The 15,782-nt window shown below is 55.2% G+C and carries 16 protein-coding genes; 13 read left to right on the top strand and 3 right to left on the bottom strand.

Annotated features, from left to right (window positions below; translation table 11 throughout):
* The first annotated feature begins 60 nt into the window (after positions 1-60).
* From V8L70_RS06160 to V8L70_RS06100, 13 genes are all read left to right on the top strand, one after another.
* Positions 61-756, top strand: a complete 696-nt coding sequence (locus tag V8L70_RS06160; RefSeq protein ID WP_101148101.1) for a PspA/IM30 family protein — start codon at positions 61-63, stop codon at positions 754-756.
* Between the two features lie 36 nt (positions 757-792).
* Positions 793-1,515, top strand: a complete 723-nt coding sequence (locus V8L70_RS06155) for a DUF2491 family protein (RefSeq protein WP_101148102.1) — start codon at positions 793-795, stop codon at positions 1,513-1,515.
* Positions 1,516-1,535: 20 nt separating this feature from the next.
* Positions 1,536-1,949, top strand: coding sequence for a DUF350 domain-containing protein (locus V8L70_RS06150; RefSeq protein WP_101148103.1), 414 nt, complete (start codon positions 1,536-1,538; stop codon positions 1,947-1,949).
* A gap of 26 nt (positions 1,950-1,975) precedes the next feature.
* On the top strand, positions 1,976-2,584 hold the full coding sequence (locus tag V8L70_RS06145) for a DUF1190 domain-containing protein (RefSeq protein WP_101148104.1): 609 nt from the start codon (positions 1,976-1,978) through the stop codon (positions 2,582-2,584).
* 18 nt (positions 2,585-2,602) lie between these two features.
* Positions 2,603-3,769, top strand: a complete 1,167-nt coding sequence (locus V8L70_RS06140) for a glutathionylspermidine synthase family protein (protein WP_101148105.1) — start codon at positions 2,603-2,605, stop codon at positions 3,767-3,769.
* A gap of 165 nt (positions 3,770-3,934) precedes the next feature.
* Positions 3,935-5,956 (top strand): methyl-accepting chemotaxis protein, encoded by a 2,022-nt coding sequence (locus V8L70_RS06135; RefSeq protein WP_101148106.1) that lies wholly within the window; start codon positions 3,935-3,937, stop codon positions 5,954-5,956.
* Positions 5,957-5,989: 33 nt separating this feature from the next.
* Positions 5,990-7,057: a chemotaxis-specific protein-glutamate methyltransferase CheB gene (gene cheB / locus V8L70_RS06130; protein ID WP_101148107.1), complete on the top strand. Its 1,068-nt coding sequence runs from the start codon at positions 5,990-5,992 to the stop codon at positions 7,055-7,057.
* Positions 7,054-8,463 carry a CheR family methyltransferase gene (locus V8L70_RS06125; protein ID WP_101148108.1) on the top strand — a complete coding sequence of 470 codons (1,410 nt, stop codon included), beginning with the start codon at positions 7,054-7,056 and terminating at the stop codon, positions 8,461-8,463. The genes cheB and V8L70_RS06125 overlap by 4 nt, the downstream gene beginning before the upstream one ends.
* 1 nt (position 8,464) lies before the next feature.
* Positions 8,465-10,573 carry a hybrid sensor histidine kinase/response regulator gene (locus V8L70_RS06120; protein ID WP_101148109.1) on the top strand — a complete coding sequence of 703 codons (2,109 nt, stop codon included), beginning with the start codon at positions 8,465-8,467 and terminating at the stop codon, positions 10,571-10,573.
* 42 nt (positions 10,574-10,615) lie between these two features.
* Positions 10,616-10,972 (top strand): response regulator, encoded by a 357-nt coding sequence (locus V8L70_RS06115; RefSeq protein ID WP_101148110.1) that lies wholly within the window; start codon positions 10,616-10,618, stop codon positions 10,970-10,972.
* A gap of 69 nt (positions 10,973-11,041) precedes the next feature.
* Positions 11,042-12,715, top strand: coding sequence for a diguanylate cyclase (locus V8L70_RS06110; protein ID WP_101148111.1), 1,674 nt, complete (start codon positions 11,042-11,044; stop codon positions 12,713-12,715).
* Positions 12,705-13,265: a chemotaxis protein CheW gene (locus V8L70_RS06105; protein WP_101148112.1), complete on the top strand. Its 561-nt coding sequence runs from the start codon at positions 12,705-12,707 to the stop codon at positions 13,263-13,265. The genes V8L70_RS06110 and V8L70_RS06105 overlap by 11 nt, the downstream gene beginning before the upstream one ends.
* A 1-nt stretch (position 13,266) precedes the next feature.
* Positions 13,267-13,686 carry a hypothetical protein gene (locus tag V8L70_RS06100; RefSeq protein WP_101148113.1) on the top strand — a complete coding sequence of 140 codons (420 nt, stop codon included), beginning with the start codon at positions 13,267-13,269 and terminating at the stop codon, positions 13,684-13,686.
* 10 nt (positions 13,687-13,696) lie between these two features.
* On the opposite strand, the gene V8L70_RS06095 is transcribed toward V8L70_RS06100, so the two are convergent.
* Genes V8L70_RS06095 through V8L70_RS06085 form a run of 3 tightly spaced genes read right to left on the bottom strand, consistent with a single transcriptional unit; the run spans position 13,697 to position 15,754 of the window.
* Positions 13,697-14,902, bottom strand: coding sequence for a molybdopterin molybdotransferase MoeA (locus V8L70_RS06095; RefSeq protein WP_101148114.1), 1,206 nt, complete (start codon positions 14,900-14,902; stop codon positions 13,697-13,699).
* Complete coding sequence (gene moaB / locus V8L70_RS06090; RefSeq protein WP_035580813.1) at positions 14,895-15,416, bottom strand: molybdenum cofactor biosynthesis protein B; 522 nt, start codon at positions 15,414-15,416, stop codon at positions 14,895-14,897. Before moaB ends, V8L70_RS06095 begins: the two co-directional genes overlap by 8 nt.
* Before the next feature lie 5 nt (positions 15,417-15,421).
* Positions 15,422-15,754, bottom strand: a complete 333-nt coding sequence (locus V8L70_RS06085; protein WP_101148115.1) for a DUF1244 domain-containing protein — start codon at positions 15,752-15,754, stop codon at positions 15,422-15,424.
* Positions 15,755-15,782: the final 28 nt, after the last annotated feature.

Here is a 15,782-nt window from a genome sequence, read left to right as displayed (position 1 = left end):
ATCCAAATCACCATTATCAATTAGTGTCACCACCCAGGTGACGTATAAGCGAGATTATTTATGTTAAGCAAAATCATGACCGCCCTACGTGGCAAAGCGACTGAAACCGGTCAAACAGTGGTAGATTCCCAGGCACTGCGCATTTTAGACCAGGAAATCCGCGACTCGGAAAATCACCTGAGCCAGTCTAAAACCGAGCTCACCCGCTTGATGGGCCAGCGCCAGCTGAACAGCAATAAAGCCGACACGCTGGAAGCCAAGATTGCCGAGCTGGAAAAAAGCGCCGAAGCCGCGCTGGATAAAGGCGAAGAACAGCTCGCCGTTGAAGTGGCAGAACGTATGGTGGCGCTACAGGATGACCTGGAGGCAGAGCGCGCGATTGTTAGCGAGTACGATGCCAGCATCGAAAAACTGCGTGGTGCCATTCGCGGTACCGACAACCAGCTTCGCCAGCTCAAGCAGCAGGTGAGCGTCGTTAAAGCCACCGAGTCAGCGCAAAAAGCCCAATCTGCCGTCGCGTCTCGCCACTCTGGTCAGAACAGCGCGATGAGCAGCGCTATGGAATCACTCGATCGCATCAAAGAGCGTCAGCAGCTTAATTCGGCGCAAATGCAGGCCGCTGACGACATGGCCGCGGAAGAGAGCGGTAGTTCGCTGGAAGCCCGCCTCAAGGCAGCCGGGATTGGCGGTCAAGAGCGTAAAGCGGATGATGTGTTAGCGCGCCTGAAAGCCAAGAAAAACGCTCCACAAGAGTAAGTTCTCTCTAAAACCAGCTCATTAGCGAGGCAGGCCATGCTTAACAACTTGAAAGCACTTTTTCGCGCGACTACACAGAAGCAGCCTGAGCAGGCAACGGGCCGCCCGGTAGCCGCAGGCCTGCCGATGGGTGTCAGCCAGGAAGATCTTGAAGGCTTGCGGCTGGATGGTCGCGTCAATATTAAGCTGATTGGCCTGCGCGCCCATGCCGATGCGCTGTTTCACTGGGACGACGATGCCTATCACCACATTGCCGCCGTCGGGCATGTCGATTTAGGCCAGGGGGCGCACCTCGTGCGTTTCTATCTGGATAACGATACGTGGCTGCAGGCCAATATTGAGAACGGTCAGGTGCTTGAATATAAGCTGTTCGACTTTTACCGTGTTGCCCATCTCTCGGATGCCGAATTTGATAATTTGATCAACGGGGAAGATAAGCAGCCCGACAGCCTTGGCGCTCAAACCGTCTCGCTTACCTCGACCACTGAGGAGCCACGCACCTGTACGTATCAGCGAGTGTGGGGGGATAGCGACAGCCTTTGGTCGCCACCGGTGGTTTTTGAAGAACAAGTAATGACCACCGAGAGCGTGTCTGCACGCCATGTGACCCATCATGCGATGCTCTATGAGCGCACTATTCTAGATACTGAACGCATGGAATACCTGCTGCTGAGCGCTGAAAACGACGGTGAAGGCAGCTTTATGCTGGTTCAAAACGTGGGGGTTGATGTGGCCTCCATCGATATCGACGCTATGTAATTTCAAAGGAAACGACCACCATGGTGAATTATCTCTACGGCTTGCCGTCATTTATCGCCTATCTAGTGACCGCGATTGTACTGCTTGCCGCTTTTATGTACTGCTACAGCCGCATTACCCCGCACCACGAGTGGACACTGATTCGCGAAGGAAATGCGGCGGCGGCCTCCGCCTACGGCGGTTCCATTCTGGGCTTTACCATTCCGCTGTATAGCGCAATGGCGCACTCGATCAACTTTATCGATTTTGTGCTTTGGGGCATCGTCGCTTTTATCGTTCAGTTAGCCACCTTCTTTGGCGTTAAGCTGTTTCTGCGCAAACAGGGCGAAAGCCTTTCCCAGCACATCACCGAAGGCCATCAGGCCTACGGCATTTTAATGGCCAGTGTGGCCGTGGCAGTCGGCTTGCTCAACGCCGCTTCGATGACTTGGTAACGACGACGTGGTAAAGGAGAGCCTGCATGTCTAAACACGATCACACACCCCATCTGCCCCGCCGTAAACGTAGTGCGCGTCTGTCATTGGCGATGATGGGCGCCAGCGCCTTTGGACTCACCGCCTGTGGTCAGCCGCCCCAGGAAGAGCAGATCACTGAGATCGAATTTGACGAGCCACGTAGCTTTGAAAGCGTAGAAGCCTGTGTCGCGGAGAATGTCTATACCCGTAGCGCCTGCGAAGACGCCTACGAAGCCTCTTTAGAAGCGGTGCCGCGTTATAGCACCCTGGAAGAGTGCGAAGCTGAGAATGGTGAAGGCGCTTGTACCGCGCCAACCGACGAGCAGTCTCAAGCGGCGACGGGGAGCACTGGTGGCAGTTGGTTCATGCCCGCCATGATGGGTTATATGGTGGGCAGCATGATGTCCAACACCAACCGTGGCCGCTCTTTTGAACGGGTTTACCAGGAGCCCGTGTACCGCAACCGGCAAAATCAGGGCAACTGGAATACGGCCACTAATCAGGCGACCCAGCGGGTAAACCAGCGAAACGATGCCATGCGTAACTCGGTAGCGACCTCTCAGCGTCGAGGCTTTGGCTCACGCTCTTCAGCCCGGGGTGGCTGGGGCTCCTAGCCTTCATCGGATACTACCATGCTGCGAATCGATATCCCTGAACGAAGCAACTGGAAAGCCCTGGCTCACGAGCTGGGCTTTCATTTTCATACCATCGATGGTGAGCCTTACTGGAAAGAAGACGCCTACTACCAGTTCACCATGGAGCAGGTAGAGCGGGATATTGAAGGCCCTACCGAAGCGGTGCACGAGATGTGTATGGAGCTGGTCGATAAAGTCTGCCACTCCAATGCCTTAATGCAGCGCTTAGCACTGCCAGAACATATGTGGGACAGCATCCACAACTCATGGAAATCGGGTCAGCCGCATCTCTACGGGCGAATGGATTTTGCCTACTCTGGCGATGGCCCAGCGAAACTGCTGGAACTCAACTACGACACCCCTACCTCGCTCTACGAAGCGGGCTTTTTTCAGTGGGTGTGGCTTGAGCAAGCGATCCAGCAAGGCATTCTTCCCCGCCATGCTGACCAGTACAACTCGATCCAAGAGCGGCTGATCAATGCCATGGCGCACCTTGGTGACCGCATTGAAGCGCGCACGCTCTACTTCTCCTGTATCAAGGATAACGCCGAAGAGCGCGCCACCGTGCACTACTTACAGGATGTCGCAGTGCAGGCGGGGCTCAAAGCGCCATTTATCTACACCGAAGATATTGGCCTGCGGCCAGGTGCCGAGCATTTCGTTGATCTGGATAACCAGCCCATCCACGCACTGTTCAAGCTCTACCCCTGGGAAGAGATGGCTGACGATGCGTTTGGCGAGTACATCCCGCAGCTAAACACCCACTGGTTTGAGCCGCCCTGGAAAGCGATTCTCTCTAATAAGGGAATTCTGCCGCTGCTATGGGAGCACTTTGAGGGCCACCCCAACCTGCTACCGGCGTTTTTTGAGGATGCCAATAGCCCGCCGCTGCCAGCAGGCTGGGTGCGTAAGCCATTCTTCTCTCGGGAAGGCAGCAACATTGAGCTGATCACACCAACCGGCCATCGCGAGGCCGTAGATGGCCCCTACACCGACAGCCCCTGGATTCGCCAGGCCTATCACCCCATGCCGCGCTTTGGTAATAACCATGCGTTAATCGGCAGTTGGGTGGTCGGGGACCGCGCGTGCGGCATGGGTATTCGCGAAGACGTTGGCCGCATCACCAAAGACTCCTCCTGCTTTGTGCCCCACGCCATCGTGTAAACGCAAGCACCCAAACTAGTCAATACAGGCTAGACAGCTCTCACAAAAAAGCTGAAATCGTTGCTACCACCCTAAGTAAAGTGGTAAGTATCACTCTACTTTTTACCCTGAGCGCTATTAAGCAGCGTCGTTAGGGACACCGTTTATTTTGGAGCAACGGCAAACATGATGGCGCGCTGGAAATCCCTACCTCTACGGCTTCGGCTATTTCTCTCTTTTGGAACGGTCTTAGCGCTCGCAATGCTCCTGGCACTCTACCTTCAGGCTCGCTCACAGAGTCAGGCGCGGCTGGATAACTTGCTAAACAATGAGCTACCGGCTCAGGTCGAAGCGCTTGCCGCCCATATCAATCTTAGCCTCAGCAAGGACTTGGCCGTTTCTGAGAGCCTTGCTAACAGCTACTTTATTGAGCAGTGGGTGCAGGATGGGCTACCTCAAGAACGCCAGGGTGAGATTACCACTTACCTCACGCGATTAATGGCACAGCTGGATACTGAACTACTGTTTATCGCCGCGCAGTACCAAGGCCGAGGCTATTATTTCCAACTGCGCAACGGTGAATTTCTGCAGCGCATTATTCAACCGCCGGGTAATGAAGACGACTGGTACTACGATTTTACTGATGGCAATGCTTCTTACGAATTGAATTTGGATAGTGATACTTTCTCGCCCGATGATGCCTTTGTGTACGTTAATTACCGCAGCGCAGTAGACGCCGCTAACGGGCGGCCTTTAGTGGTGGCCGGTGCCGCGCTTGATCTTTCTGAAATGGCCGCGCTCGTTGAAGACTTTCAGCTAGGTGAATACGGCCGTGCCTCGTTGCTTAGTGCCGAAGGCGAACTGCTTATTCGTAGTGACGCAGCCACTATGGATACTCTGCCTGCACAAGCATCGCAGCGCGTTCAAAATGGCGACCAGCTACAGATACACGACATTGAGCGTGACGGCCAAACCTTATTGGTCAACACGCTTTGGTTACCCGAGCTGCAGCGCTATCTAATGGTCGAAGTCGATAAAGAGACCTACCTGACGTCTACCCGTGAGCGCTTTCTGGAATCAAGTGGTATCGGGCTGTTCATTTTGCTGGTGGGTTTACTGGTGCTCTACCCACTAACCGGCACGCTGGTACGACCAGTGGTTCAATTTCAGCGCCAGTTGAAAGAGATCACTCACAGTTTAGATCTAACGCGCCGGGTCAGCACCGATGACCGAGCAGAGCTAGGCGATTTAGCGGATCAAACCAATGAACTCCTTGAACGCCTCTCCCGCGCTATTGTGGCGGTAGCTAAGAATTCACAGGCACTGACACAGATAGCAGAACGACTTGCCAGCACCGCCGGCCTTTCCGGTGTGCACGGCAGTGATATTCATCATGAAGCTAGCCAGACCATGGCGGCGGCAGTCGAAGAGATGGCCTCATCGGTAGCCGAAATCACCTCCACCATGGAAGAGCTTTCCACCTCTTCGACTCAAATAGCCGATCACTCCCAGTCGGTGGTCGATGTGGCCAACCAAACGCTAGAGCGTAGCCGTAAAGGCAGCACCGCCATGCAACTGCTACAGTCCAAAATGCAGGACATTCGTAGCGATAGCGAGCAGAGCCTGGCCGAAATCATGGTGTTGGGAACCAAGTCCAAACAGATCAGTAAGGTCATGGAGCTGATCAACACCCTGGCAGCCCAGACCAAGCTGATTGCCTTTAATGCCGCGTTGGAAGCCTCAAGTGCAGGTGAGTCAGGACGTCGCTTTTCGGTGGTGGCCAATGAAATACGTCGCTTGGCGGATAGCGTGACTGACTCTACCCAAGAGATTGAAAGCCATACCGATGATATTCAGACGGCGATTAATCGTTTAGTGATAGCGTCTGAAAAAGGTGCTGCTTCCATTGAGCAGGGCGTTGAGGCAAGTATGAGCACCGCTCAGGATCTGGAGGCGCTGCTTAAAGCGGCTAGTCAAACCAGTAGCGCAGCACAACAGATATCGCTTTCCACCCAACAGCAAAAAACAGCCAGTAGCCAAGTAGTGATCGCCCTACGCGATATTGATACCGCCAGTTCACGCAACGCTCACTCAGTGCGCAGTATTACTGAGATCAGCCAAGACATGATTCATATGTCGGCAGAGCTTAAGGAGCTGGTAGAGGAGTTCAACTTGGCTCAAACAGAAACAGCCCATAAAAATACTTAACAATACTTAAAGAACCGCTGATAAGGATACCGGATGACTGTAATTCGGGTAGTCATTGCTGACGACAGCCAAGTAGCCCGCGACGTGCTACGCGATATCCTTAGCCGTGACGGTGACATTGACATCGTGGGTGAAGCCACCAACGGCCGCGAAGCGGTAGAGCTTGCTAAACGCCTGGTGCCGCAACTGATCACCATGGACCTCAACATGCCGGTGATGGATGGTCTAAGTGCCATTGAAGAAATCATGCACACCAAAGGTATCCCTATTTTGGTGATCAGCGACCGTTCTGATGCACAGTCTGCTTATCAAGCAATAGAGGTGGGCGCATTGGAAGTCATGCCGAAACCCTCGCTGGATGAGGCGGATGGAGACCGTCTGTTAGAGCGTGTGCGCTTGCTCGCTGGGGTGTCAGTCATTACTCGCTTGCGGCGTCGCAGTAAGGCGCCTGCCCCACTTACCCCCATGTCAGCACCGCTCACCCCAACGCGGGGCCTACCAAGGGATTTTCAACACGTCATCGCCATTGCTTGCTCCACCGGCGGCCCTCAAGCCTTAGTCCGTGTACTACGCCTACTACCCGCCGGATTTCCAGCCCCGATTGTGATCGCACAGCACATCAGCCATGGATTTATCAATGGCATGGCCCAGTGGCTAGCGTCGCTGTGTGCCATGCCGGTCAGTGTTGGCCAAGAGGGCGAGCAGCTGCGCCCTGGGCACATTTACCTGTCACCTTCTGAGTGTGATTTATGCGTGACCCCACGGCACCGTTTTCGGCTTCAACCCAGCCCCGAAATATCTATCTACCACCCTAGTTGCGATGTGTTGTTGGCAAGTGTCGCTGAGGTTTACGGTAGCGATGCTATCGGCATTATTTTGACGGGCATGGGGCGCGATGGCGTTAATGGCATGCGGGCTATTTATCAGGCAGGTGGAACCACCTTCGCCCAGGATGAAGCCAGCTCAGTTATTTATGGTATGAACCAAGAAGCGGTCAAAGCGGGTGTTATCCAATATGAATTACCGCTCGACAGCCTTCCTGACCGGTTGATGCGTGATTTAAGCGCCTTCACCCATCGCCGTCCGGAGCCCTCGGAATGAATGCGTTGGCCCCTTTTAAAAGCCTGGTTCATGAACGCTGCGGTTTGCATCTGGAAGGCTTGGCGGAAGCCCGGCTCTTCCGGGCAATCGCTAGCTTAAAAGCCTCCACCGGGCTCACCGACACTACCCCGTTAATCAGGCGCTTAACCAGTGATCCAGCGCTGTTTGAGCAGTTTGTCAGTCAGTTGACGGTTAATGAAACCTATTTTTTTCGCGAACCGGATCCCTTGAACTGGCTGGTTAACACCTATTTACCTACGCGTTTAGCCGCGAGGAATACACCCCTATCTATCTTCAGCGCTGGCTGCTCTTCTGGCGAAGAGCCCTATAGCGTCGCCATGCTGCTGCATGAACGTTTTGGTGAACGCGCAAAAAAGCTGGTGACAATCACCGGTGGCGACCTGGATCATCAAATGCTCGCCAAGGCACGCCAAGCCGTTTATGGCGGCATGGCGTTTCGCGCCCTTTCGCCCGCCTTCAAGGAACGTTACTTTAGCCCTTATCAGGGGCGTTTTAAGCTTCACGAACCACTGCGCGAATGGGTGACCTTTCACTCCTTCAATTTACTAAATGCCAACGAGAGCAGCCCAGGCGGCCCGTTCGATGTCATCTTGTTTCGCAATGTATCGATTTACTTTGACGAGCAGACGCGGCGCCATATTCATCAGCAGCTCAGCCAATTACTGGCACCGAACGGTATTTTACTTTGCGGGGTCACCGAAACCTTAGGTAATGATCTGGGCGTTTTTGAACTGGCTGAAGCTCAGGGAGTCTTTTATTTTCGCCGCGCCGAGCAATCTCCGGCCTTTTTTACAGCTCCTCATCAGTTGCCATCGGTCGCCATCAATAACAAAGCGGATGAACGAATTGAAAGCAGCGATGACATCGCTAGCGGGGATGACTTACTTCCCGCAATACCCCATGAGCCAGCAGCGGAAAGCAAAACAACAGACAGCATTACCCAACAGCTTTACACCGCCCATAGGCTGCTCGATCAAAACGCCTTCGACGAAGCCGCTACGCTGCTAGAGGCGCTACTTAAGCAACAGCCGTGGTCAATTGATGCGCTGTTACTGGCCGGGTTAGTCGCCCGTTGGCAACAACAGCCCCACCTAGCCTACGACCACTTTAAGCGAGCCATTTATGTGGCGCCGGAGTGCTGGCCCGCGCACTTCTATTTAGCCGAGCTTTATCGCCAGGGCGAACTCACCGACGAGCCGTTACAGCGTCAACGACGCTATGCCGCCGTGGCTCGCTTGCTAAAAGCCGCGCCGACCTCAAACGGTGGGCTAGCGACCATCGCCCCGCCACTACCACCGGGCGATGCACGCTTTCTAGCCGAACGGCATCTGAAAGCGGTTAACATGACACTGGCAACGACCAGTTACACACAGGGAGTGGATTAACATGGCGCTGGATATACGCCGTTTTATACAGCGCTTTGTGGAGGAGGCTGCCGATCATTTGCCCCGCCTGCGCGAAGGGATTAATGCCTTGGAGCAGGGTAACGCTGATCGCGAGCAGATCAACGAGCTGTTTCGCGCTGCCCATACACTGAAAGGCTCATCGCGCATGCTGAAACTGGTGCCCATCACGGCACTAGCGCATAGCACCGAAGAACTGCTCAGCGCTTTACGCGAAGGCACGCTCACCATAACGCCTGAGATTACAAGCTTGCTCAACCAAGCGGTTGATGAGCTGACAGACTTTGTTGGTCGGCTGGCTGAAGGGGCCACGGGTGAAGAGCTACCCGCGGCGGATGCGGCGCTATGCAGTGCGCTGGAAAACGCCGCGCATGGCCAACTGCCCACTCAGCCTAGTGCACCACCCGTTCCCGTTACGTCAACCGCCGCCCAGCGCCCTCCCTCAACGCCAGTGACGGAGAGTGAATTACGTCTCAGCGATACGGTACGCGTGCGCCTGAACCGACTAGACGACGTGATCCGCTTGATGGGCGAAGTCCTTTCTGGCCACCATCACCTCCACTCCCTCGTCGATCAGGCGCGTGAGCTGAGCGCTACGCTTCCTGCCGATCAACAGTCGCCGTTTCAAGCCTTTCACCGAGAGCTGAAAGATAGCGTTTTAACGCATGATTCGCTGATGAGCGACCTGCATGATCGCGCCCTGCAAATGCGTATGCTGCCGCTCAGCGTGGTATTGGACCCTTTCGCGCAGATGTCGCGTGAATTAGCCCAATCTCTTGGCAAGCAGGTCGACTGTCGCGTACGCGGTAGCGAGATCGAACTTGATCGCCAAATGATTGACCGCCTTTCTGACCCGCTTATCCACCTGCTACGCAATGCGTTAGACCACGGCTTGGAGCCCCCCGCCGAGCGCCAGGCGGCGGGTAAACCACCCCGCGGCCAGCTAGTCATCGAAGCGAGGCAAGACGCTGGCTGGGTGGTGATTGAGATGCATGATGACGGCGCCGGTATTGCGCTTGAAGCGGTGCGCCAAAAAGCGCTCGCTAAACAGCTGGTCAGCGAAGAACAGTTGAATGCGCTCAGCGAACAAGAAACGTTAGAACTTATTTTCCTGCCCGGCTTCTCTACCAAAAGCATGATTACCGACTTTTCTGGCCGCGGCGTGGGTATGGATGTGGTAAAACGCACCGTGGTGGATGAGCTTAACGGCGATTTACAGCTTTCAAGCGTCAGTGGCCGAGGCACACGCTTCACGCTACGCTTGCCGCTTTCGCTGGCGATGATGCGGGTATTGCTGGTCCGTGTCGTTGGCGTCACTTTGGGGGTGACGGCGCCTTACGTATCGGAACTCGTCGAGTGTTCAACAGATACCTTTATTGATGCCGCTGGGCAGCGCACGCTAATTTTACGCAATGAATTTGTCCCCGTCGTCTCCCTGGCGCAACTACTTAAACTGCCTAACACCGCCTCAAGTAATGAATTTTCCCTGCTACTGGTCGTTCATCAACGCCATCAAAAACTTGCCCTAATCATAGACTCACTGATTGATGAACGCGATATGGTCATCAAGCCACTGCCTGGGCATCTACGCCATTTACCGCTGGTATCGGGGATGGTGTCCATGGGGCGCAATGCACTGGTGAGCCTGCTGCACGTACCCGCCTTATTGGAGGCAACCCGACGTCGTGTTGTGCACCCAAGCGTTGAGCGCCCATCATCAACCAGCGCGCAGCGAATTTTGGTGGTCGACGACTCGCTAAACACCCGTGAAATTGAAAAAGATGTCCTCGAAGCATGGGGCTACCATGTGACGCTGGCCGAAAATGGCCGTGACGGCTTAGCCAAAGCACTGGCTGAGCCGTTTGACGCGGTACTGACCGATGTGGAAATGCCGGTAATGGACGGCTTTGCGCTGACTGCCAGACTGCGCGAAAATGAGGATTATCGTCATCGGCCCATTATTATTATTACCTCGCGGGAAAAAGAGGCCGATCGCCGACGCGGCATTGAAGTCGGCGCTGACGCTTATATCGTCAAGGGCAGCTTTGATCAAAACAACTTGGTAGAGACACTTCAGGCTTTACTGGGCTAACCGCGAATACCACTTATAGAACAATCATGACGAGGTTATGGGATGCACATTCTGGTCGTAGACGACGATCCACTTGCCGGGGAAATGACGGCCGCACTGATTGAATCACAAGGTTATGAAACCTTAATAGCCTTTGATGCGATGGGCGCCGTCGAGCAACTGGACACACACAGTGATATCGCGCTGATTGTCAGCGACATGCATATGCCTTTGATTAGCGGGTTAGCGCTGCTGGACATGCTCCGTGAGCAAGATAATGACCTGCCGTTTATCTTACTCACCGGCGATACGCCAGATGCAGAGCTGCGCCAGACGTCAGGCCTCAACGCCTGTCTGAGCAAAGATGCAGAGCTGGCTAGCAACCTGGAAACCGCCATCAAACAGGCGCTTAATAAATAAGCAACGCAAGGTGGAAGGAATAATGGATGGAATGGATCGCCGCTTTCGATCACTCACGCAGGTAGTTTGATGTCTAAGCCCGCCCCCTCGCTGCACGATAAGCTAAATCAGCTGCGTGAGCGTTTTATTGAGCAGTTGCCACCCCGCTTAGCGACAACCACGGAGCAGTGGCAGTATAGCCGCCTGTCGGCGGAAGAACAGACGCGACTAGCACCAGAGCTGCATCGTTTCTTCCACAGCCTAAAAGGCACCGGTCGCTCACTGGGTTTTGAGCGCCTTGCGATGCTTGCAGAACAGGCAGAAGAGGCCCTCACTACAGCGCCTCCACGTGGCGATATTGATGCTTACATCAGCCAACTGTTACTAAAACTTGAGGCTGAACAACAGCACCTGCGTTCTCACCATGGTCAACAGAAAGCGCTGGCGGCAGTGAATAGCTTCGAGTTTTCTAGCCAAGCCCAGCCTTTGCGTAATAAGCGCCAGCGGTTAATTTACCTGTGTGACGATGAGCCCGACCAGGTCGATCAACTGATTCATCATTTGCGCTGCTTTGGCCATGAAGTCGTGCATTTTATCGACACGGAAGCATTTTTTAACGCCGTGTTAACCTGTCGCCCAGACGCGGTGATTATGGATGTCCACTTCCCCTTAGGACAAACTGCCGGCACTGAAACCATCACCAGCTTGAATAAACTCACTGGCGAGCCACTCCCTACCATTGTGTTGTCTGCCTATGGCGATTTTCACTCGCGCCTCAGTGCCGTTCGAGCAGGCTGCGACGGGTACTTCACCAAGCCGGTGAAACCGCTAGACCTAATGCTGGCCGTAGATGAAATCACCGCCCCAACGGCAGAAGAGCCTTTGAAGGTGCTGATTGTGGATGATGAGCCCGAAGCAGCTGCGTACCACGCCTTATTGCTTGAAGAAGCCGGTATGATTGCCCAGCAGGTACACCACCCCGCTGATGTGCTTCATGCATTGGACCACTTTAGTCCTGATTTACTATTGGTCGATGTGTATATGCCTGTCTGTTCGGGTGAAGAACTGGCAACCATTATTCGTCAGCAGCCGGAACACTTGGGCCTGCCGATCATTTATCTCTCAAGTGAAACGGATAGCCAAAAGCAGATTTCCGCCATGGCCGCTGGCGTTGAAGCATTTCTGACTAAACCCGTGCAGCCCGAAGAGCTTGTTTCAGCCGTGCGACTGCGCGTCGAACGCCTGCGCTTGCTGCGCTCATTAATGACCCGCGATAGTATGACCGGGCTGTATAACCACAGCACGACGACCGAACTGATTAATAAGACCCTCGCTCAGGCGCACCGTGAAGATAGCCAGCACGCCATGGCGATGATTGATATCGACCATTTCAAGCAAGTGAATGATACCCATGGCCACCTAGCGGGTGATCAAGTGATTATCACCCTGGCAAGGCTGCTTAAAAGTCGCTTGCGGCTCTCGGATATTATCGGCCGCTACGGCGGTGAAGAGTTCGTCGTATTGCTGAAAGGCGTTAGTGGGGAGCAGGCTGCTAGGCTCATCGAAAGCTTACGTGAAGACTTTGCACTGGTTGATTTTCACGCCGGTGATGTTCGCTTTCGCTGTACGTTCAGCGCAGGTGTTAGCAGTTTTCCCGAGCAGCCGTCGACCGAGTCGCTGCGCCTAAGCTCCGACCAGGCGCTTTACCGCGCTAAAGAGCTGGGTCGTAATCAGGTGAGTACGGAGTTAGCTGATGAATTCTGAAACCTCCCGCGACAGCCACGCTAATGATCAGCAGCAGATCTCCCAAACATTGGAAGAAGCGTTAGCTGCCCACCATGATGACGAAAGCGTTGTGGATGTTGATGAGCCCACGCAGCAGCTAGTGTTATTTCGTATTAACGGCCAGCGTTTTGCGCTGCCCGGTAGCGCGGTGAGTGAGATTTTACCCAGCGACCAGCCTGTCTATTATGTGCCAGGGCTACCCGCATCTACCGAGGGTGTGCTGCACCTGCGTGGCAAAATTGAGTCGGTAATAAATCTGCAGCCGCTGCTCGATTTACCCACACTGGAAGGCACGCCTAGTGGCATGATTTTGTTGGTCAGTGCATCGGGTATTCGCAGCGGCGTGCGCATAGAGCAGCTTGATGATGTGTGTGAAATCGCCCAGAGCCTGCTACAGCCACCCCCCGAAACGCTCTCCAGTACATTGCTTCCTTACGTTAGCGCGTTATGGCAGATAGATGAGCGCCAAGCGCTTGCCCTGCTTGACCCGGAGGCGTTGTTTAGCGCCTACCAACAAGGATTGGGTTAAGGTGCCCCTGGAACGCGAGCATCATGAGCAAGCCCAAGTCGCCTTGGTGCTATTTTGGGTAGGGCCTTATCGTGCTGCTCTGGAAGCGTGTCACGTGCTCGCCATGACCGCACGCCCTACAGCACTGCTCACTGCCAACGCCCACTCGCTACTCTATGAAGGCGGCGACCATCACCCCCCACCTAGCCGCTGGTTAACCTTGCGCGATACTCAAACAGCCAGTGACCACGCCGCCAGCACTTGGCAATTGGGCGTGGACGGCGACATCACGCTTCAGCACCTGCCCGCCAGCACGCTCTACCCACTGCCGAAACTACTCCAATCCCGCCGCTTTTCGCCAGCGCTATGCGGTTTCACCTTTGAGCAGCAACAACTTGTGCTACTGCTGGATGCAGGCAAGCTTAGCCTTCACAAGCCCTAGTCCACCAGCCCTAGACCGCCAGCCATAAGCAGCTAATCACATCGCCTTCTGCGATTTCGCTATTAGGGGGAATCACCGCGAAGGCGTCCGCGTTGATACACGACGAAAGCACGCCAGAATTCTGGTCCTCAAAGGCCATCGCCGTCACGCCGCGGGGGGTAAATGTCAGCGTCACACGCATATAGTGCTCGCGTGGCCCAGTGGCGGTGGCAAACCCAGCGCTGGCGGTAATCGTCGGTAGTGTTCTCAGCGCAGGACAGCTAAGCATTGCCCCCAGCAATGGGCGCAAAAATAGCCAAGCACCGACAAACCCTGATACCGGATTCCCTGGCAAACCAACAAATCGCGCCTGGCTGCCGTCATCCCGCGGCAAGCGGCCGAGCGCTAACGGCTTACCGGGGCGAATCGCCAGCTTCCACATATCGAGCTGGCCAATCGCTTCCAGCGCGGCTTTGACGTGGTCCTCTTCGCCGACGCTCACGCCGCCGGTGGTGACCACCAGGTCTGCTTCAGCAGCGGCGGCCGTTAACAGTGCCACGGTGCGGGTGTAGTCATCCGGTACGCTAACGGTACTCACCACCTCGGCGCCAAAGTTCTCTAACAGGCGTCTAAGCATCGGCCGGTTTGAGTTGTAGAGCTGCCCCGGCTTTAACGGCGTGCCGGGATCAATAATCTCATCACCCGTCGAGAGCAGCGCCACACGGGGCCGTTGACGCACACTGACCTGGATAATGCCTTGGCCTGCTAAGTGGCCAAGGGCCGCTGCTTCGAGCCGCTCACCGGCATTTAACAGCACGCTGCCCTGACGCACGTCGCGCCCTTGGCGGCGGACATTATCGCCCGCTGGAATATCGGCAGGCAGCCACGCACGTTCACCGTCAACTTTAACGCGCTCCTGCATCACCACGCAGTCAGCCCCAGGAGGAATCTCTCCGCCGGTAAAAATACGCGCGCAGCTTTCAGGCGCAAGCGCTTTCGCCTGCGTGCCGGCAGCAATGCGTTGACTCACCGGCAGCCACCGTCCCGCATCAGCGGCGCGCAAGGCGTAGCCATCCATCGCGCTATTATCGAAGGGTGGCACATCCAACTGTGCGGTGACGGCGGCGGCCAACACACGCCCTCCGGCGGCTTCCAGCGGAACGCTCTCTGCACCGAGTGCACTAACGTCTGCTAGCAGCGCTTCAAGCGCGGCGGATATCGGCTGCAAATCAGCCATGCTGACCTCGGCCTGGGATGACCAGGTTGGCGAAGTTGCAGGGCTTGTGGCGGCTATCCAACTGCTCGGCCAGAATGCCGTCCCAACCGGTGCGGCAGGCGCCGGTCGAGCCAGGTAGGCAGAACACTACCGTGGCGTTAGCTAGCCCACCTAGGCAGCGGCTTTGAATAGTGGAGCTGCCGATTTCCTCACCGCTTAGCTGGCGAAAACGTTCGCCAAAGCCTTCGATGCGCTTATCCAGCAGCACAGAGATAGCTTCAGGGGTGGAGTCTCGGCCAGTAAAGCCGGTGCCACCGGTGGTGATCACCACCTGTACTTCCGTATCGGCGATCCAGTTCGCGACCACCGCACGAATGCGGTAGACATCGTCTGGCACGATGCGTTTTTCAACCAGCGTGTGCCCGGCACTGGTTAATCGTTCAACCAGCGCCTGGCCGCTGCGATCCGTCTCTTCTGTGCGAGTATCGGAGACCGTGAGTACGGCTATATTGAGGGGCACCATTGGCTCACTCATCGACGTCACCCTTGTTTGGCTGCTTTCTTTTTGGCGTGGTGGGCTTCCCAAGCCGCCATTTGCTCTGGCGTGGCTTCCGGTTGATAAAGCTCTTTCCACTCGCTGTAAGGCATACCGTAAACGTACTCGCGGGCCTCATCATAGTTGAGGCTTTCATCCCGCGCTTCAGCGGCGCTAACCAGCCACTTCGATAAGCAGTTGCGGCAAAAATCCGCCAGAATCATCAGGTCGATATTCTGAACATCTTTGTTATCGTCCAAATGTTGTAGCAAGCGCCGAAACGCGGCGGCTTCAAGCTCGGTACGCGTGGCTGGGTCTAACTGATCAAACGCTGACATAACCATTCCTCTAATAAATATGACTTGT

This window comes from Vreelandella arctica (assembly GCF_037070215.1).
GTDB lineage: Bacteria > Pseudomonadota > Gammaproteobacteria > Pseudomonadales > Halomonadaceae > Vreelandella > Vreelandella arctica.
Note: the sequence above shows the minus strand (reverse complement) of the source record. Positions and strands in the feature narration are given on the sequence as shown.

Excerpts from the sequence above, each read along its gene's own strand:
- V8L70_RS06150 (WP_101148103.1), top strand. The coding sequence starts at position 1,536 with ATGGTGAATTATCTCTACGGCTTGCCGTCATTTATCGCCTATCTAGTG.
- V8L70_RS06085 (WP_101148115.1), bottom strand. The coding sequence starts at position 15,754 with ATGTCAGCGTTTGATCAGTTAGACCCAGCCACGCGTACCGAGCTTGAA.
- V8L70_RS06125 (WP_101148108.1), top strand. The coding sequence starts at position 7,054 with ATGAATGCGTTGGCCCCTTTTAAAAGCCTGGTTCATGAACGCTGCGGT.
- V8L70_RS06160 (WP_101148101.1), top strand. The coding sequence starts at position 61 with ATGTTAAGCAAAATCATGACCGCCCTACGTGGCAAAGCGACTGAAACC.
- V8L70_RS06145 (WP_101148104.1), top strand. The coding sequence starts at position 1,976 with ATGTCTAAACACGATCACACACCCCATCTGCCCCGCCGTAAACGTAGT.
- V8L70_RS06095 (WP_101148114.1), bottom strand. The coding sequence starts at position 14,902 with ATGGCTGATTTGCAGCCGATATCCGCCGCGCTTGAAGCGCTGCTAGCA.
- V8L70_RS06115 (WP_101148110.1), top strand. The coding sequence starts at position 10,616 with ATGCACATTCTGGTCGTAGACGACGATCCACTTGCCGGGGAAATGACG.
- V8L70_RS06135 (WP_101148106.1), top strand. The coding sequence starts at position 3,935 with ATGATGGCGCGCTGGAAATCCCTACCTCTACGGCTTCGGCTATTTCTC.
- V8L70_RS06120 (WP_101148109.1), top strand. The coding sequence starts at position 8,465 with ATGGCGCTGGATATACGCCGTTTTATACAGCGCTTTGTGGAGGAGGCT.
- V8L70_RS06155 (WP_101148102.1), top strand. The coding sequence starts at position 793 with ATGCTTAACAACTTGAAAGCACTTTTTCGCGCGACTACACAGAAGCAG.
- cheB (WP_101148107.1), top strand. The coding sequence starts at position 5,990 with ATGACTGTAATTCGGGTAGTCATTGCTGACGACAGCCAAGTAGCCCGC.
- V8L70_RS06105 (WP_101148112.1), top strand. The coding sequence starts at position 12,705 with ATGAATTCTGAAACCTCCCGCGACAGCCACGCTAATGATCAGCAGCAG.
- moaB (WP_035580813.1), bottom strand. The coding sequence starts at position 15,416 with ATGAGTGAGCCAATGGTGCCCCTCAATATAGCCGTACTCACGGTCTCC.
- V8L70_RS06140 (WP_101148105.1), top strand. The coding sequence starts at position 2,603 with ATGCTGCGAATCGATATCCCTGAACGAAGCAACTGGAAAGCCCTGGCT.
- V8L70_RS06110 (WP_101148111.1), top strand. The coding sequence starts at position 11,042 with ATGTCTAAGCCCGCCCCCTCGCTGCACGATAAGCTAAATCAGCTGCGT.